This window comes from Advenella mandrilli (genome assembly GCF_016595155.1).
Taxonomy (GTDB): Bacteria; Pseudomonadota; Gammaproteobacteria; order Burkholderiales; family Burkholderiaceae_B; genus Advenella; species Advenella mandrilli.
This window is the reverse complement of the sequence record NZ_JAENGP010000015.1, coordinates 89,647-106,743: the sequence shown is the minus strand read 5'-3', so window position 1 is coordinate 106,743 and position 17,097 is coordinate 89,647. Positions and strand designations below refer to the sequence as shown.

Sequence of the window (17,097 nt, the reverse complement as noted above, 5' to 3'; positions counted from 1 at the left end):
CCAGGGCCAAAATTCAGAAGCTACATACCGGTATTGCTAATGCCCGCAAGGACTTTCTGCATAAGGCTTCAAGCCAGATCAGCCAAAACCACGCCATGATCGTGATTGAAGATTTGCAGGTACATAATATGTCCAGGTCGGCATCCGGCACCCGCGAGCAGCCGGGCAACAACGTTAAGGCCAAATCGGGCCTGAACAAAAGCATTCTAGATCAAGGCTGGGGAGAATTCAGGCGACAGCTTGAATACAAGACGGCATGGAATGGTGGCTGGCTGATTGCCGTACCACCGCATCATACCAGCCAGACTTGCCCTTGTTGCGGTCATGTCTCCAAAGATAATCGCCAGACACAAGCCCAATTTCATTGCGTTGAGTGCGATTTTAAAGACAATGCCGATATAGTCGGTGCGATTAATGTTTTAAGGGCGGGACACGCCCGGTTCGCCTGTGAAGTGAGTGATGCAGTCAGGTCGCCAGCAGCAGGAACCCACCGAGGTGAGTTGGCCTCTGTGGGCTGAACACGGTAGGAATCCCCTTCCTTGGCCCCTTGGGGCCGAGCATTAGCGAGAGGGAGGGGAGGATGTCAAAGCATTACTAATTAACAATCAAACCCGGACTATTTTTTCTTTCAGGATTTTATCGACTGCCGGAAAAGCCTTTAAAGCAACCTGGGGGATGCCTTTATTGGCCTCTTCCTGGCTAAACCAATCTTGCAAGTCCGGGTTTCCAACAATAATCCTCCCTACCATACCCGCGTGCTCATGGGGCAGGCAATAAAAATCATAAATGCCGTCCTTTTCAAAAGTTACCGAAAAGGATTCATTGGGCAAGAGAAAGCCGGAGTCCCAGGCAGGTGCCCCAATCGGAATCCGGCGGGATCGTCCGTAATTGTCGGGGTGGTAGGCCGTTGCGGTGTGGGTGTTGCCCAGGTCTTTGTTCAGCCACCTGACCGTTTGTCCCGGTTGAATATACAAGCCATACGGGTCATACCAGACATGTGCCCCGCCAACCGTTCCCGCCATGACAATATTTACCACACCTTCAGACAAAATCAGCCCGGGGTAAAAGCCGGCAGCAAATAATAACCCGCTGCCATGCAACATGAATTGTCTGCGTTGCCTGTTCATTTTGCCACTCTGCTTTCTTCCCCGGCAGGGATATGCCACAATACAATGTGAACATGAGGCACTTCTACACCAGGGTGACCGGCGTTATACATGATATCGGTATGATCCACAGCAATACCCGGTACTTTCAGATCTGAAAATGATTTTTCGGGCACCATATCCTGAATGGGAATCATGTAAATCGTGCTAACCAGTTTGCCGTCGCGATCATAGGCCAGAAATGGCCCGGCTGGCAAGGTGGCAGGATCAACAAACAGTTGCCCCATGCCTGGAATGAAGTCAGGCAGTTTAACCAGGGAACTAACCGCTTTGTAAGGCGCCTCGGGCGGAGATTTTGCAACCGCATCGCTAACCGTATGCGCCTGAACCGCAAAAGAAGACCCCAGCGAAAGTGCCCCTACCAGCAAAGGTAATATTATCTTATTCATGGCTTTTCTCCTGTTCAATAGCCAAATATCCCCATTGTTTGGAAATATCTAACCGTTAGATGCAAGAATAAGCGCCAGCGTTTCATCACATGCCCGGTTAAAGCATTTAATAATCCAATTGAAGCCTTGAATTTACTAACTGAAATATCAGATACCACCATCCAGCGTTACACCCTGAGTCATAAGCGTAAAAATCCAATACACTTAATCTATTGATAGAAGTGTCCTTTTCTGCTTAAATATTTCAATGACATTCAGAAAAAAGTAAGGGTACCCAGGACCTGTACAATAAAACGCATCTAAAAGGTTAATCTGCCTGCCGCATTACATCGGCACCCTTTTATATAGTTGTAAACTCAAAAAAGGAAGTACCATGCAAAAAACCTATCATTTTGAACCCGCGATCATCAAGCAATTTCTGCTCACATCTGCCATTGCTTTCGGGCTATATGCCGGTACACAAAATATGGTGCAAGCCCAGGTACAACCACAAACCTACAACCAGACAACCCAATATATTACGGGTGGTTTTGGCAATAGCGAACAAAACGAATTTAAGGCACAATCCAATAATTACAATGTGCACTTAACTTTTGCCGCTAATGATGGCGCTTATCTGGGCGCCGTACATGTGGTCATTACCAACCAGAACAAGCAAATGGTATTTGAAGCCAACAATACCGGCCCGCTGCTTTATATTAAATTGCCAGATGGCGCCTATAACCTGAAGGCAACTTATAACAACCAGACTCACAGCAGCGCTTTTAGCCTTAAAGGCAATGCCCGGGTCAGCAATGTCATGCGCTGGGCAGCTGGCAACTAGGTGCCTTAGGCACCAGCCACATCCGCCATAACGGGAAGTGCCTTTATACATCCCCACACATACCCGTACTTGTCCGCATCCTGCCAAATATAGCAGGATGTTTCATTTTGATGGACCTTGTATGACGGTTCAGGCAGAACAGTATAAAATTGACTCTTTAAAGTTGACTCTTCCATAGGTATTATTAATGGCAAATCTAGCAAAAATAACGTGTATTGAAGACCTTAAACGCATTGCCAAAATCAAAGTCCCCAAAATGTTTTACGATTACTGCGACTCCGGATCCTGGACAGAATCCACCTATCGCAGCAATGAAAGCGATTTTCAGAAAATAAAATTCCGCCAGCGTGTTGCCGTGAATATGGAAGGCCGCAGCCTGAAAACCAAAATGATTGGCATTAATAGCGCCATGCCCGTGGCCATCGCCCCAACCGGTTTAACCGGCATGCAACGTGCCGATGGCGAGATCCTGGCCGCCAAGGCGGCAGAACGCTTCGGCATTCCTTTCACGCTATCCACCATGAGCATTTGCTCTATTGAAGATGTGGCCGCCCATACATCAGCCCCTTTCTGGTTTCAACTGTATGTCATGCGCGACAAAGACTACATAGAACGCCTGATTGACCGGGCCAAGGCGGCTAATTGTTCTGCCCTGATGCTAACGCTAGACCTGCAGGTCTTGGGCCAACGCCATAAAGACATCAAGAACGGTTTATCTACCCCCCCCAAACCCACCTTGGCAAATTTACTGAATCTGGCCCTTAAGCCAGAGTGGTGCTGGCATATGTTGCAAACCAAACGCCGCACCTTTGGCAACATTGTGGGTCACGCCAAAGGGGTGGGCGATATGTCTTCGCTGGCTTCCTGGACGGCCGAGCAATTTGACCCCAGCTTAAGCTGGGACGATGTGGAATGGATTAAAAAGAAATGGGGCGGCAAGCTTATTATTAAAGGTATCATGGATAAGGAAGATGCTTTGCATGCAGCAGATAGTGGCGCTGATTCCATTGTGGTTTCCAATCATGGCGGACGCCAGCTGGATGGCGCGCCCTCTACCATTACCGCCCTGCCCGATATTGTTGAAGCCGTTAAAAACCATGGCGGCCAAACCGAAGTCTGGCTGGATGGCGGCATCCGTTCGGGACAAGATGTGTTGCGTGCCATTGCCCTGGGTGCCAAAGGCACATTAATTGGTCGCTCTTTCCTGTATGGTTTGGGTGCCTATGGTCTTGATGGCGTTACCCGCTCACTGGAAATTATTGCCAATGAGCTGGATATCAGCATGGCATTCTGCGGTCATACCAATATTAATCATGTAAACAAGGATATCCTGATTATGGACCGCTAGGCAGGTCGTTTTCTGCGCTTGGCTGGCAAGGCTTGCACACCTTCAGCCTATTAAATAAAAAATTGATGCTGAAACAAAAAAACGGGCATATGCCCGTTTTTTTAATGTGTGGTTTTACCTGGTCAAACCCGATCGTTAAGCAAATTATTGAACATACCTACAATATTACCCAATTCAGTACGCAACGACTGAAGCTCTGCACCAGAAAGACGCACCGCGGCATCCTGGTCGCGCGGGATATCGCGTGCATCGCCCAGACGATTACGTGCGCCATTGATGGTAAAACCCTGCTCGTACAGCAAATCACGGATTTTACGAATTAACAGCACTTCGTGATGCTGGTAATAGCGGCGGTTGCCACGTCTTTTAACAGGATTCAATTGGGTGAATTCTTGTTCCCAATAGCGTAAAACGTGTGGTTTTACCAAACATAATTCGGAAACCTCACCAATGGTGAAGTAACGTTTTGCCGGAATGGGTGGCAAGATGGTCGAAGTGGTATTGGCTTTTTGATTCATCGCTTGATTGTAAACCCAAATGATTTTTTATGGAATACACCTTAGTCCTGAAGTGCATATTCAGAATTGGGATTGTACGCGTCACCCTGTTCAACAATTGCCTTAAGCTTTTGACTTGCATGGAATGTCACCACACGGCGCGCAGCAATAGGAATCACTTCTCCGGTTTTCGGGTTACGCCCCGGACGGGCCGGTTTGTCGCGCACCTGAAAGTTGCCAAAACCGGATAATTTTACAGGCTCACCCTTTGCCAGAGACTCGCGGATCTCCTCAAAAAAAGTATCGACAATATCTTTGGCTTCGCGCTTGTTCAGTCCAACACGATCAAATAACATTTCGGCCAGTTCAGCCTTGGTAAGGGTAGTGTTTACTTCTGCCATTTTAATTCTGCCTTAGCGTTGACGCACATTGTGTGCTTTGACCAAAACATTCAGAACAGATGCCATGCATTGTTCAACCCGTGTTTCTTCCAGCGTTGCCTGCGGATCCTGAAGCACAAAACGGAAAGCAAGACTGCGATCGCCAGATTCGGATTTTACATCACGCCAGACATCAAATAAAGAAACTTCTTTAATGATATCAAGTTCTTGCAATTCTTTCTGGTGCAAAGCAAGCGTATCCAAAATTGCCTGAACAGGTAAATCAACCGGCGCCCACACAGCCAGGTCGCGAATCACCAGCGGTTGACGAGACAGGTTATTCACTTCGGGCAAAGCCACATGGGTCAGCGCATCAAGCGCGACTTCAAAGACCACGGGTGCATGCACCAGCTCGTTGTCCTGTACCCACTGCGGATGCAATTCACCAATAAAGCCAATCTGTTTGCCGTCCAGCAAAATAGCCGCACTGCGGCCAGGATGCAGGGCAGGATGCGATTGCGCCACAAACCTTAACAGTTTTGCTTTTTTTCCAAACAGGTTTTCAACATCATTCTTGACATCGAAAAAATCAACCTGACGCACCGGCTCTGCCCATTGCTCGGGAACCGCAGGGCCCCATGCCGCACCCGCCAGGTGCAAAGGCTGGCTGATATTGGCCACCGTCAGGTCACCATCTTTTACCGATGCATCCCGACGAAATACGCGACCCAACTCAAACACCCGTACACGGCTTTGCTTGTGCTTGGCATTATGACAAATATTGGCAATCAAACCACCAATCAGGCCAGAACGCATAACGGCCAACTGGCTGGCAATCGGGTTAAGCAGTTTAATGGGGTTTTGATTACCCATGTAATTGCTTTCCCAGTCTGTTTCAACAAAGCTGAAGTTAACCACTTCCTGGTAGTCAAGATCGGCCATGACATAACGCATATCATGCTCGCTGCGGCGGGTTTCGTTGCTTGGCAGCATGGCCGCCAAAGCTTTGGGAGGATTATCGGGAATCCGCTCGAAACCATAAATGCGGGCCACCTCTTCAATCAGGTCTTCTTCAATTTCAATATCAAAGCGGTATGAAGGCGGAGTGACGGTGAATACCTCGCTATCAAAGGTGTGAGGCAATTGCAACTGCGTAAAGATTTTTTCAATTTCGGCAGTATCTACCTGAATACCAAGAATTTTACGACAGCGGGCAACCCGCATGGATACCGGATTGCGCTGCGGCAGATTGATAATTTGATCTTCTACCGGACCTGCCTGGCCACCGCATATGTCAAGAATAAGACGAGAGATATATTCCAGGTGCTCAACCACGTTCTGGAAGTCTACACCGCGTTCAAAACGATGGCTGGCTTCTGAACTGAATTTAAAGCGGCGGCTGCGACCGGCAATCGCTTCCGGGAACCAAAAGGCAGCTTCAACGAAGATATCCGTAGTTTCCAGGCTAACCGCTGTCGCATCGCCCCCCATGATACCGGCCAGGCTTTCAATCGTATTGCCAGCAGCAATAATACCCACTTCTTCGTCCAGCGCTACCGTCTGGCCATTAAGCAGTTTAAGTGATTCACCTTTTTTGGCCCAGCGGACCACCAGGTCACTGTTGATTTTATTCAGGTCAAAAACGTGAGTGGGACGCCCCAACTCAAGCATGACGTAGTTGGAAATATCCACCAAGATGGAAACCGAACGCTGCCCTGCCCTTTCAAGGCGGGATTTCATCCAGGCGGGTGTTGCCGCTTTGGCATTAACGCCTTTAATGACACGACCGGCAAAGCGCCCACATAAATCGGGGGCCTGCACAGTAACAGCCAGCCTGTCTTCAAGGGAAACCGCTACCGGAGAAAAGTCATAAGGCTTGACGGGCGCACCGGTAAGTGCCGACACTTCACGGGCAATCCCATGCAAGGAAAGACAATCTGCACGGTTGGGCGTTAGCTTGATTTCAAAAACGGTATCATCAAGATCCAGGGTTTGGCGAATATCCTGACCAACAATGGCAGATGCATCCAGTTCCAGCAAACCATCATGATCCTGGGACAGCCCCAGTTCCCGTGCAGAACACAACATGCCAAAAGACACCTCACCCCGCAGCTTGCCTTTGCTGATCTTGAAATTACCTGGTAACACGGCCCCTATTTTGGCCAATGGCACTTTAATGCCTTTTGCGGCATTGGGTGCGCCACAAACAATCTGCAACAACTCGCCAGAGCCGTCATCAACCTGGCAAATACGAAGTTTGTCGGCATTGGGATGGGGAGCAATTTCAACAATCTGGGCAACCACCACGCCTGTAAATGGCGGCGCAACCGGTGCGGTATCTTCAATTTCTAGACCGGCCATGGTCAGGCGGTGGGATAATTCTTCTGTGTTGATGGCCGGATTAACCAATGATCTGAGCCAGGATTCTGGAAATAACATAATAATTCGTTTCTTTGCAATGAATGGGATGACTGCCTGAACTGCCCGCCAACTTAGCGGTTGAACTGGCTCAGGAAGCGGAGATCACCTTCGTAAAACTGGCGCAGGTCGTTAACGCCATAACGCAACATGGTCAGGCGTTCGATGCCTGAACCAAAGGCGAAGCCAATGTATTTTTCAGGGTCCAGCCCGTAATTTTTCACGACGGTGGGATGCACCTGACCCGAGCCGGAAATCTCCAGCCAACGTCCCTGATTGGGCCCGGAAGTGAACATCATGTCAATTTCGGCAGAAGGTTCCGTGAACGGGAAAAATGAAGGGCGAAAACGCACGCACAGGTCTTCGGTTTCAAAGAAAGCACGCAGGAAATTGGTGTACACCCCTTTCAGGTCAGCAAAAGAAATATCTTCGGCAATCCACAACCCTTCTACCTGATGGAACATGGGAGAGTGAGTGGCATCGCTATCAACACGATAGGTGCGACCGGGGGCAATAACTTTAATGGGCGGTTTATGCATGCGGGCATAGCGCACCTGCATGGGACTGGTATGGGTACGCAACAGCAAAGGCAGGCCGTCAGCATCTTCCATGTCGACATAGAAGGTATCTTGCATTGAACGGGCCGGATGGTTCTCGGGGTTGTTCAGGGCGGTAAAGTTGGTCCAGTCATTTTCAATCTCAGGACCATCAGCCACTTCAAAACCAATGGAGCGGAAAATTTCTTCAATACGCTGCCAGGTCTGGATAACGGGGTGAATGCCGCCTTTTGAACGCCCTCTGCCGGGCAGGCTCACGTCAATGGTTTCTGCGGCCAAACGTTGATTCAGTTCAGCTTTGGCAAATTCATCACGACGCTCGTTAAGCAAAGCTTCAACTTGTTGCTTGGCCTGGTTGATACGGGCACCTTCTGCTCGTTTTTGGTCGGGCGCCAACTTTGCCAAACCTTTCATAAGGCCGGTAATTACACCGTTTTTACCTAAAAATTTAGCTTTCTCATTTTCCAGGGCGGCTGCGTCGGCCGCTTCTGCGAATTTTTCCTGGGCTTGGCTTATAAGTTCATCGAGCGACTGTGTCATGAAATTACCATTCGTTAAAAAAAACAAACGGGACCCATATTGAGCCCCGCCTGTTGGGTACAGCAATTAATTTACAACTGTTGGATCTTAGGCTTCCAGGGCAGATTTAGCTTGGTTAACAACAGCGGCAAAACCGGCTTTGTCGTTAACAGCCATGTCGGCCAGAACTTTACGATCCAATTCGATTGCCGCTTTTTTAAGGCCAGCAATAAAGACACTGTATGTAACGCCATGTTCACGAACAGCAGCATTGATACGAGTAATCCAGAGTGCACGGAATGTGCGTTTTTTGTTGCGACGGTCACGATAAGCATACTGACCGGCTTTCATTACTGCCTGTTTGGCAATACGGAATACATTACCGCGGCGGCCACGATAGCCTTTAGCTGCAGCAATAACTTTTTTGTGACGAGCACGTGCGGTAACACCGCGTTTTACGCGAGGCATATTATTCTCCTATCAAGCGAAAGGCAACATTGCCTTGACTGAAGCCACGTCTGCGTCGTGAACTGCAGTAGAACCACGCAACTGGCGTTTGTTCTTAGTTGTTTTTTTGGTCAGAATGTGACGTTTAAACGCCTGACCACGCTTGATAGTTCCACCAGCGCGAACCTTAAAGCGCTTGGCAGCGCCTTTTTTGGTTTTCATTTTTGGCATGATATAACCCAATAATGCTGATTAAAGGTGCCCAATGAGATACCGGAACTTGCAAAACCCTAATCAATTCCCATGCAAGACTTCGTTCGAATTTAGCCCATAAAAAACTGGTAAACAACAATGCCGGCTACCCACAAGGGTGCCAATGGCTTTAAAGGCGGGTTTTAAAGACCACCATTAAAGGCTTGTTTTAAGCCAGCTTGCTTACGTTTTCTACAAGGCAAACCTAAGAGGTTGCAGGAAACCATTGATTATACGATGGTTTTTGTTTTATTGTCTAATATATATCGAAAATAAACCCGATTGTGTAGGCAAAAATCAACTCAAGTATTTTTACCGGCATTAATCAGTATTCCCAATACGGTTAATCCATTTGCTGGCGATAGCTGATGGCTTCTGATAACGCAGCGCTATCAATGGCTTCTTTACCCGTCATATCAGCAATGGTGCGGGCGACCCGCAATACCCGGTGCATGACCCTGACAGACCAGCTAAACCGATTGCAGGCTTGCTGTATGAGCTTGTTGCTGACACTGTCCAACTGGCAATATTGCCCCATATCACCAGCGTCAAGGTGCGCATTCAGCTTGCCTTGCCGTGCTTGCTGAAGAGCCTGGCAACGCGCTACCCTTTCTTTGACAAGCACTGATGGCTCGGCCGCCTGTGCCGTTTCCCAGTCACCCCGAAAAGGGTGCACTGTAATTTGCATATCAATCCGGTCCAGCAAGGGCCCCGACAACTTGCCCTGGTAACGGTTGATTTTTTCAGGGCTACAAACGCAGGGTTTGCTGGCATGCCCCAGATACCCGCAAGGACAAGGATTCATGGCGGAAATCAATTGAAATTGCGCCGGATAAACCACCGAACGGCTGGACCGGGTGATGCAAATTTCCCCTTTTTCCATTGGTTCGCGCAAGGACTCCAGTGCTTTTCGGTCAAATTCAGGCAATTCATCCAGAAACAGCACACCATGATGGGCCATGCTGATTTCACCGGGTTTTGCCTGGGCCCCACCCCCAATCAGGGAAACCATAGAGGCAGAATGATGCGGGGACCTGAATGGCCTTTGCATGGACATGCGCATTTCACGTTGCGACAGGCTTTGCACGGCGGTTACTTCCAGCAACTGCTGACTGGAAAGCGCGGGTAACAAACCGGGCAAGCGCTGCGCCAACATGCTTTTACCCACCCCAGGCGAACCTGACATAAGCAGCCCATGACCACCCGAAGCAGCAATTTCAAGCGCACGACAGGCAATTGGCTGCCCCTTGATATCTGACAGGCAGGGATAATCCATTTTTTCTTTACTGGCGATTGCCCTAGCGGTTTCATACTTGGGATTGGCCGTACCCGCCAGAAAATCGGCGACTTCTTTCAGGGTACTGGCCCCCAACACATTCAAACCCTGAATATGAGCAGCAACCGCTGCATTTTCTTTAGGCAGAACCAGCACCGCATTCTTGATTTTTTGCCGATACACCGACAGCCCTATTACCAAAGGCGCGGCAACGGGGATTAAGGTGCCGGTTAATGAAAGCTCTCCGGCAAAAACCGTTTTAGACAATACTGTAACGGCCTGTTCGGCAGGCATGGTTATTTGCCCGCTAGCCAGCAAAACACCCAAGGCAATGGGTAAATCAAAGCGGCCCGAGTCTTTTGGCAGATCAGCCGGTGACAAATTAGCCGTAAGACGGCCGGCCGGAAACTGATAACCACTACTGAACAAGGCCGAACGCACTCGCTCACGACTTTCCTTAACGCCAGTGCCTGGCAAACCCACAATATTAAAGGCCGGCAAACCCGGTGCCACATGGACTTCTACCCGTACCTCTGGGGCATGCATGCCGGCAATGGCACAGCTTTTTAATACAGCTAACGTCATAAACACTCCTGCAACAGCGCTGTATTATGCAAGGCAGCAGGCATTAAAAAAGCCCCTATGGGGCCTTTTTATCAATCGTTAAAAATACGATTACTGGTTTTTTTCTTCAAGCGCCTTGATTTGGGTTTCCATTGCTTCAATGCGTTCACGCAATTTGTCAACCATAGCCACTTGAATGTCAAACTCTTCGCGGGTAACCAGATCCAGCTTTGAGAAGCCTTGTGACATGAATGCCTTTACATTTTTTTCAATATCGGCAGCCGGGCTTTTGGAAATAAGCTCCTGCATGTTCTTCTGAAATTCTTCAAAAATTTGATTACCGCGTTTCATGGCACACCCTTAAGCAAAAATATATATAGTCTGAAAGAAAGCTTATTATAGATAAGAATATACCGGCCTGGCTTAATTAACCAGCCTTTTTCCAGATAAAAAACGGACATTCACATTTTTGGAATGTCCGTTTTGATCTTCTGCCCACCAGCCTTGATTACGGGGCCGGATTGGCAACTTCCTTCACTGCATCGGCTGCCGTGCTCTCTGCACCCGAGGACGTACCCATAACATTGGATGCGGCCTCTTTAACTGAATTGACAGCATCGGTTGTGGCGCTTTCAACGACTGCTTTCGCATTGGCCGTGGTTTCAGAAATTTGCTCAGCGATGCCTGCCGCTTTTTCTTCGGCGCTAACCGCTGCGTCCTTGACAGACTCAACCACACTCTCGGTTACGCTTTTGGCTTCACCTTCAGCACTTGTTGCTTCTTCCTTGGTGGACTCAACGACACTTTCAGTAGCGCTCTTGGCTTGCTCTTCAACATTCGCAGCCTCTTCCTTGGCAGATTCAACCACACTTTCGGTGGCAGCCTTGGCGTCTTCTTCGGCTTTTGCCGTCTCTTCCTTGACAGACTCAGTCACACTCTGGGTGCTTGCCTTGGCTTCCTGTTCAGCTACCTGGGTAGCGTCTGACAGGCCTTCTGCCGTTGCCGCTTCATCTTTTTTCAGATTTTCTGTTGCTGACTTGACTGTTTCAACCACGCTGTCAGTGGTTTTCTTGATGGCTTCTCCTGCACTTTCGGTAGCGGCCTTGACGACATCTGCCGCCTCTTGTCCGGCTTGCTGGGCAGCGTCAATAGCGATATTAGTAGCCTCTGTCACTTTACTAGCCACTGAATCCGGTTCTGTTTTTGACTCTTGATCGCATCCAGCCAATACAAAGGCTGAAGAAAAGATCGCCAGCATACTTAATTTTGACAAAGAATATTTCATACATGCTCCTAAAAAAATAAATATCAAACAGTATCGACCAACACGGAAGAAAAAACAATGATTCCCCTCTATCTCATTTCATTTCGTGATGTTTTTTTGACGCTTTAACCATTATTGACAAATCCATCAACAATTTAAGGCCTTTGCACCATTATGAATCATAACAGGCCTATTTTATCCTTATTTTTTTGGCATGGTTTTTGCTGTGTAAACGATGAGCAGATATTCCATCATTTTGGAATGATCAAATTTCCCCCTCATGGAGACCATCGTGAAATTGCTAACCGCCATTATTAAACCGTTCAAGCTGGATGACGTGCGCACCGCCTTGGCCGATATCGGCATTCAAGGAATGACTATCACCGAAGTAAAAGGCTTTGGACGCCAGAAAGGCCATACCGAACTCTATCGGGGCGCCGAATATGTGATTGATTTTCTTCCCAAAATCAAGCTGGAAACCGCCATTCCTGACGCCATGATTGAACAGGCTATTGAAGCCATTTGCCAAGCTGGCACAACAGGAAAAATCGGGGACGGAAAAATTTTCATCACCGATCTCGCACAGGCTATCCGCATTCGCACCGGTGAGGCTGGTGAGGCCGCACTCTGAACCAAATTTCATCAATAAAAATAATGACCTATCCCAAACAACACTCATTATTTGCCTTTAAAGGATTTCATCATGGATAAAGCCGATCTCGTCTGGGTCAGTATCTCTACCATACTGGTTCTGTTAATGGTTATTCCTGGCCTGGCCATGTTTTATGGCGGACTGGTGCGCAGCAAAAACATTCTGTCTGTCATGAGCCATGTTCTGGTTACTTTCGCCCTTGTCATTATTTTATGGTTTGCCTATGGGTATTCATTGGCCTTTAGCGATGGCAATGCATTTTTCGGTGGTTTAAGTCGCTTGTTTTTCTCTGGCATGTATGACATAGGCAATGACACCTTCGAATTAAGCGGCAGTATTCCCGAGCTGAGCTTTGCCGCTTTCCAGGCCACCTTCGCCGGCATTACCTGCGCCCTGATTATTGGCGGATTTGCCGAAAGGATCAAGTTTTCCGCCGTGCTTGTTTTTATGGCCATCTGGCTGACTTTTTCCTATATTCCAGTGGCCCACATGATCTGGTCATCCACCGGCCTGCTTAGCGGTGCAGCATTGGATTTTGCTGGTGGTACCGTGGTGCATATCAACGCAGGTGTGGCCGCCCTGGTTGCCGCCTATATGATTGGCCCCCGCCTGGGTTATGGCAAAGAAGCCATGCAGCCCCATAATTTAACCATGACCATGACTGGTGCCGCCTTGTTGTGGGTCGGCTGGTTTGGCTTTAATGCCGGCTCTGCCTTGGGGGCCAATACACAAGCCGCCCTTGCCTTCTTTAATACCTTGCTTGCCACCTCGGGCGCTATTATTGCCTGGGTACTGGCTGAATGGAAAATGAAAGGAAATCCCTCTTTGCTGGGTGCCGCATCCGGTGCCGTTGCCGGCCTGGTTGGCATTACCCCTGCCGCAGGCCTGGTTGGTCCGGCAGGTGCCCTGATAATTGGTTTTATGACCAGTCTTTTCTGCCTGTGGGGGGTTAATGGCCTGAAACGCCTTCTTCGTGCAGATGATTCCCTGGATGTGTTTGGCATTCACGGCGTGGGAGGCATTGTGGGCGGACTGCTAACCGGCATTTTCAATGCCAAACCCCTGGGTGGTCCCGGACTGGAGACCGTTGGTGACATTCCCTGGCAAGTATGGCTCCAGCTTGAAGGCATGCTGATTACCGCTGCGTGGTGCGCAATAGTTACCTTCATTGCCCTGAAAATTGCCGGTCTGTTAACAGGCGGAATCCGGGTTGAAAAAGATGCCGAACGCCAAGGCCTGGACATTACCCACCATGGAGAACAGGGATATCACTTTTAACTAACGTCATTGTGATCCCCAATTGCGATTCCCTATACGCCATTTATTAAACAAATAAATGGCGTATTCCTTATTTAATTTGATTAATAGCAAAGATCCAATCATCAAACCCTGCAAGTGAAACATTTATTGATATGAATCAAGGAAGAGATTCAAATAAAAGGCAATATACATAAATTGATTGAAATCATTAAAGATACATATAAAATATATCTTATTGATATCGCCTTATACTGCAAAGCATGACACAAAACCTTAATCCCCTTCTTATTAAAAATCGCAAGCTGCTTCCCATCGTACAAGGCGGGATGGGCGTTGGCATTTCTGCCAACAAACTGGCCAGCGCTGTTGCTCGCGAAAATGCCATTGGCACCATTGCCAGCATTGATTTACGTCACTTGCACCCAGATCTTTTAGCAAAATCAAAAGAAATCCCCCAGCAAGAAAATTACGACAAACTCAATCGCATTGCCCTTGACCGTGAAATCAAGGCAGCCAAGGCCCAAACCAATGGTCAGGGCATGATTGCGGTTAATGTCATGAAAGCGGTAGCCGACTACTCTGCCCTTATTACCCAAGCCTGCGAATCAGGCGCAGACGCCATCGTCATGGGTGCCGGCCTTCCCCTTGAATTACCCGATCTGACCGCCGATCACCCCGATGTGGCCCTGTTCCCCATCCTGTCAGAATCGCGCGGCATCAACATTGTGCTTAAACGCTGGATGAAAAAAAACCGCCTGCCCGATGCCATCATTATTGAGCATCCCAATCATGCCGGCGGCCACCTGGGCTCTCCCAGCATGACAGACCTCAACAATGACCGCTTCAGTTTCAGAAGGGTTCTTGAAGAAACTTCGCAGGTTTTCAAACAGTTGGGACTTGAAAACGAAAAAATTCCACTTATTCTTGCTGGTGGCATGGCCAACTTCAAGAAAATCCAAACCGCCCTTAAAGACTGGGGCGCCAACGCGGTTCAGATTGGCACCGCTTTTGCCGTTACCCAAGAAGGCGATGCCCATATCAATTTCAAGAAAACGCTTTCCGAAGCCAAAGAAGAAGACATTGTTGAATTCATGTCGGTTGCAGGCCTGCCAGCCCGTGGTGTCCTGACGCCTTTCCTGAAAAAATACCTAAGTAACGAACAAAAACTACAGGACAATGCCAAAGCAGATCCTCGCCGTTGCGTACAAAGCATGAACTGCCTTAGTGTGTGCGGGCTACGCGATGGCATCAGTAAAATTGGCCAGTTCTGCATCGATCAACGCCTTTCAGATGCCTATAATGGCGACGTCCGTAAAGGTCTTTTCTTCCGCAGCAAAGACCCACTGCCGTTTGGTGACCAGATCCGCACCGTTTATGAAACCATTCAGTATTTTGTAACCGGGCAAAAACCCGTCATACCAGGTTAACCCTATTTATCTAACCGGCACAGACCGGCCCTTCCTTCCTCAGTGTTCAACATTCAGACCGGTTTTTAACCGGTCTTTTTTTCTCACTTAAACCTCAAGCGCATCCAGGTCTATGTATTCAGCATGATTCAGTGCCGTGGCAATTTTGCTTCTTAAGGCATTGGTGTGAGAAGTGCGCACTATTTTCTTGACATCAAGCAATTGCTGCGGATGCATGGAAAATTCGGTAAGGCCCAAACCCAGCAACAAACGCGTGTAACGGGACTCACCTGCCATCTCGCCACACACTGCCACTTCTTTGCCGGCCCGTTCTCCGGCCTGTATGGTTTGGGAAATAAGGCGCAAAACCGCCGGATGCAAAGGGTCGTACAAGTCGGACACTTCGTTATCGACCCGGTCGATAGCCAGCGTATACTGAATAAGGTCGTTAGTGCCAATTGAAACAAAATCAAGATGCTTTATGAACGGTTCTATGGCAATCGCAATAGCCGGTATTTCAACCATGGCGCCCAATTCAATATTATCGGCGTAAACATAACCTTCTTCAGAAAGCTGTTTTTTGGCAAATTCAATGGCCTGCTTAACCGAGTGCAACTCATGCAGATGAGACAGCATGGGGATCAGGATTCTTAATTTCCCATGCACCGAAGCCCGGAGCAAGGCTCTTAATTGAGTCTGGAACATTTCAGGGCGCGACAAACAATACCTGACAGCCCGTAAACCCAATGCCGGATTGGCCGCCACCGTGGCTTCACCATCAAGGGTTTTATCTGAACCGATATCCAGCGTGCGAATGGTAACCGGCTTGCCCTGCATGGTTTTCAGGACATACGAATACGCTTCATATTGCTCTTGCTCATCGGGCAGGGTTTCTCGCCCCATAAACAGGAATTCGCTACGAAACAAGCCAATACCATCAGCACCCAGATTCATTACCTCATCGACCTCGTGCGGTAATTCTATATTCGCTTCAAGTTTGATTTTTTTGCCATCAAGGGTAATAGCCGGCTCATCTTTATGAACAATCAGCTCGGCGCGCTCGCGGATATAAGCGTCCTGTTTCTTGTGGTATTCTGCCAGGATAAACGCAGACGGATTAACAATAACAATGCCTGTTTCTCCATCGACAATTAACACGTCTTTGTCCCGGACCAGGCTGCGTATATTACCCATTCCGACCACGGCCGGCACATTCATGCTGCGGGCAACAATTGCCGTGTGCGAGGTAGCCCCCCCCAAATCGGTAACAAAAGCGGCAAAACGGGCACCACGCAATTTAAGCATGTCTGCGGGTGAAATATCATGTGCCACAACAATGGAAGAATTAATATCCATGTCGAAGGACATATCAGGCAACAGGGAAGAACCCATCCCTGATAAAACCCGTAGCACCCTTTCTATAACCTGATTTACATCGGCGGCACGCTCACGAATATATTCATCTTCCATGAGCGAGAATTGATCTGCCAGCAATTGCCCCTGGGTACTTAAAGCCCATTCGGCATTATATTGGCGGCTGGCAATAATTTCACGGGTTTGTTCTGACAGCATGGGATCGGAAACCAGCAGGCTGTGAACATTTAATAAAGGGGCCAGCTCTTTGGGTGCGTCAGCCGGCAGGCTTTTAATAATATGCTGCAGATCTTTGTAAACCGTTTCAAGGGCGGCATCAAGGCGGGCACATTCCTGAGGAACATCCTCGGCGGTAATGCGGTAGTGAGCGACCTCTAGGGTGGCTGCGCCCATAATAACCGCACGACCGATAGCAACCCCCCGGGCTACACCCTTGCCACGCATGAGCAAAACGGCGGTTGAAGGGGGGGTATCCTTTGACTCTCTCATATGCAGGCCCAATCTT

18 protein-coding genes are annotated in these 17,097 nt (G+C 48.7%); 6 read left to right on the top strand and 12 right to left on the bottom strand.

Annotated elements, in window-relative coordinates; all coding sequences use genetic code 11:
• Positions 1–518: RNA-guided endonuclease InsQ/TnpB family protein (locus JHL22_RS13270; RefSeq protein ID WP_200238403.1), on the top strand; the 518-nt coding region annotated here is incomplete at its 5' end.
• 87 nt (positions 519–605) lie between these two features.
• Here the strand turns inward: JHL22_RS13270 and JHL22_RS13265 are convergent.
• Together JHL22_RS13265 and JHL22_RS13260 are read right to left on the bottom strand one after the other, a co-directional pair.
• Complete coding sequence (locus JHL22_RS13265) at positions 606–1,127, bottom strand: plastocyanin/azurin family copper-binding protein (RefSeq protein ID WP_200238399.1); 522 nt, start codon at positions 1,125–1,127, stop codon at positions 606–608.
• Positions 1,124–1,555, bottom strand: coding sequence for a DUF5602 domain-containing protein (locus JHL22_RS13260; RefSeq protein WP_234041284.1), 432 nt, complete (start codon positions 1,553–1,555; stop codon positions 1,124–1,126). The genes JHL22_RS13265 and JHL22_RS13260 overlap by 4 nt, the downstream gene beginning before the upstream one ends.
• Positions 1,556–1,928: 373 nt before the next feature.
• Between JHL22_RS13260 and JHL22_RS13255 the strand changes: the two genes are divergently transcribed.
• Positions 1,929–2,378, top strand: a complete 450-nt coding sequence (locus tag JHL22_RS13255) for a carboxypeptidase regulatory-like domain-containing protein (protein ID WP_200238396.1) — start codon at positions 1,929–1,931, stop codon at positions 2,376–2,378.
• A gap of 187 nt (positions 2,379–2,565) precedes the next feature.
• A complete protein-coding gene (locus JHL22_RS13250) occupies positions 2,566–3,726 on the top strand; it encodes an alpha-hydroxy acid oxidase (RefSeq protein ID WP_200238394.1) in 1,161 nt (386 codons plus the stop codon).
• A 122-nt stretch (positions 3,727–3,848) separates the two neighbouring features.
• On the opposite strand, the gene JHL22_RS13245 is transcribed toward JHL22_RS13250, so the two are convergent.
• The 9 genes from JHL22_RS13245 to JHL22_RS13205 form a co-directional block, all read right to left on the bottom strand.
• The gene (locus JHL22_RS13245) at positions 3,849–4,244 is read right to left on the bottom strand and encodes a MerR family transcriptional regulator (RefSeq protein ID WP_200238391.1); all 396 of its coding nucleotides are present in this window, start codon (positions 4,242–4,244) and stop codon (positions 3,849–3,851) included.
• Between the two features lie 41 nt (positions 4,245–4,285).
• Entirely contained in the window at positions 4,286–4,624 is a 339-nt protein-coding gene (locus tag JHL22_RS13240) for an integration host factor subunit alpha (RefSeq protein ID WP_200238389.1), read from the bottom strand.
• A gap of 12 nt (positions 4,625–4,636) precedes the next feature.
• Entirely contained in the window at positions 4,637–7,042 is a 2,406-nt protein-coding gene (gene pheT / locus JHL22_RS13235; RefSeq protein WP_200238386.1) for a phenylalanine--tRNA ligase subunit beta, read from the bottom strand.
• Positions 7,043–7,095: 53 nt separating this feature from the next.
• On the bottom strand, positions 7,096–8,118 hold the full coding sequence (gene pheS / locus JHL22_RS13230) for a phenylalanine--tRNA ligase subunit alpha (protein WP_200238383.1): 1,023 nt from the start codon (positions 8,116–8,118) through the stop codon (positions 7,096–7,098).
• An 87-nt stretch (positions 8,119–8,205) separates the two neighbouring features.
• The gene (rplT, locus tag JHL22_RS13225) at positions 8,206–8,565 is read right to left on the bottom strand and encodes a 50S ribosomal protein L20 (protein WP_200238381.1); all 360 of its coding nucleotides are present in this window, start codon (positions 8,563–8,565) and stop codon (positions 8,206–8,208) included.
• A 12-nt stretch (positions 8,566–8,577) separates the two neighbouring features.
• On the bottom strand, positions 8,578–8,775 hold the full coding sequence (gene rpmI / locus JHL22_RS13220; protein ID WP_200238378.1) for a 50S ribosomal protein L35: 198 nt from the start codon (positions 8,773–8,775) through the stop codon (positions 8,578–8,580).
• Between the two features lie 364 nt (positions 8,776–9,139).
• Positions 9,140–10,657, bottom strand: coding sequence for a YifB family Mg chelatase-like AAA ATPase (locus tag JHL22_RS13215; RefSeq protein ID WP_200238376.1), 1,518 nt, complete (start codon positions 10,655–10,657; stop codon positions 9,140–9,142).
• A 90-nt stretch (positions 10,658–10,747) separates the two neighbouring features.
• Positions 10,748–10,987 carry an accessory factor UbiK family protein gene (locus tag JHL22_RS13210; protein WP_200238374.1) on the bottom strand — a complete coding sequence of 80 codons (240 nt, stop codon included), beginning with the start codon at positions 10,985–10,987 and terminating at the stop codon, positions 10,748–10,750.
• A gap of 157 nt (positions 10,988–11,144) precedes the next feature.
• Positions 11,145–11,921, bottom strand: a complete 777-nt coding sequence (locus tag JHL22_RS13205; protein ID WP_200238371.1) for a hypothetical protein — start codon at positions 11,919–11,921, stop codon at positions 11,145–11,147.
• A 271-nt stretch (positions 11,922–12,192) separates the two neighbouring features.
• Between JHL22_RS13205 and JHL22_RS13200 the strand changes: the two genes are divergently transcribed.
• From JHL22_RS13200 to JHL22_RS13190, 3 genes are all read left to right on the top strand, one after another.
• Entirely contained in the window at positions 12,193–12,531 is a 339-nt protein-coding gene (locus JHL22_RS13200) for a P-II family nitrogen regulator (RefSeq protein ID WP_200238369.1), read from the top strand.
• Between the two features lie 72 nt (positions 12,532–12,603).
• Entirely contained in the window at positions 12,604–13,830 is a 1,227-nt protein-coding gene (locus JHL22_RS13195; protein WP_200238366.1) for an ammonium transporter, read from the top strand.
• Between the two features lie 242 nt (positions 13,831–14,072).
• On the top strand, positions 14,073–15,239 hold the full coding sequence (locus JHL22_RS13190; RefSeq protein ID WP_200238364.1) for an NAD(P)H-dependent flavin oxidoreductase: 1,167 nt from the start codon (positions 14,073–14,075) through the stop codon (positions 15,237–15,239).
• A gap of 87 nt (positions 15,240–15,326) precedes the next feature.
• Here JHL22_RS13190 and ptsP read toward each other — a convergent pair whose 3' ends face one another.
• Positions 15,327–17,081 carry a phosphoenolpyruvate--protein phosphotransferase gene (gene ptsP, locus JHL22_RS13185; RefSeq protein WP_234041283.1) on the bottom strand — a complete coding sequence of 585 codons (1,755 nt, stop codon included), beginning with the start codon at positions 17,079–17,081 and terminating at the stop codon, positions 15,327–15,329.
• Positions 17,082–17,097 lie beyond the last annotated feature (16 nt).

Coding starts and splice junctions, on each gene's coding strand:
- JHL22_RS13215 (WP_200238376.1), bottom strand. CDS start 10,657: ATGACGTTAGCTGTATTAAAAAGCTGTGCCATTGCCGGCATGCATGCC.
- JHL22_RS13250 (WP_200238394.1), top strand. CDS start 2,566: ATGGCAAATCTAGCAAAAATAACGTGTATTGAAGACCTTAAACGCATT.
- JHL22_RS13260 (WP_234041284.1), bottom strand. CDS start 1,555: ATGAATAAGATAATATTACCTTTGCTGGTAGGGGCACTTTCGCTGGGG.
- JHL22_RS13255 (WP_200238396.1), top strand. CDS start 1,929: ATGCAAAAAACCTATCATTTTGAACCCGCGATCATCAAGCAATTTCTG.
- rplT (WP_200238381.1), bottom strand. CDS start 8,565: ATGCCTCGCGTAAAACGCGGTGTTACCGCACGTGCTCGTCACAAAAAA.
- JHL22_RS13245 (WP_200238391.1), bottom strand. CDS start 4,244: ATGAATCAAAAAGCCAATACCACTTCGACCATCTTGCCACCCATTCCG.
- rpmI (WP_200238378.1), bottom strand. CDS start 8,775: ATGCCAAAAATGAAAACCAAAAAAGGCGCTGCCAAGCGCTTTAAGGTT.
- JHL22_RS13195 (WP_200238366.1), top strand. CDS start 12,604: ATGGATAAAGCCGATCTCGTCTGGGTCAGTATCTCTACCATACTGGTT.
- ptsP (WP_234041283.1), bottom strand. CDS start 17,081: ATGAGAGAGTCAAAGGATACCCCCCCTTCAACCGCCGTTTTGCTCATG.
- pheS (WP_200238383.1), bottom strand. CDS start 8,118: ATGACACAGTCGCTCGATGAACTTATAAGCCAAGCCCAGGAAAAATTC.
- JHL22_RS13240 (WP_200238389.1), bottom strand. CDS start 4,624: ATGGCAGAAGTAAACACTACCCTTACCAAGGCTGAACTGGCCGAAATG.
- JHL22_RS13210 (WP_200238374.1), bottom strand. CDS start 10,987: ATGAAACGCGGTAATCAAATTTTTGAAGAATTTCAGAAGAACATGCAG.
- JHL22_RS13205 (WP_200238371.1), bottom strand. CDS start 11,921: ATGAAATATTCTTTGTCAAAATTAAGTATGCTGGCGATCTTTTCTTCA.
- pheT (WP_200238386.1), bottom strand. CDS start 7,042: ATGTTATTTCCAGAATCCTGGCTCAGATCATTGGTTAATCCGGCCATC.
- JHL22_RS13265 (WP_200238399.1), bottom strand. CDS start 1,127: ATGAACAGGCAACGCAGACAATTCATGTTGCATGGCAGCGGGTTATTA.
- JHL22_RS13190 (WP_200238364.1), top strand. CDS start 14,073: ATGACACAAAACCTTAATCCCCTTCTTATTAAAAATCGCAAGCTGCTT.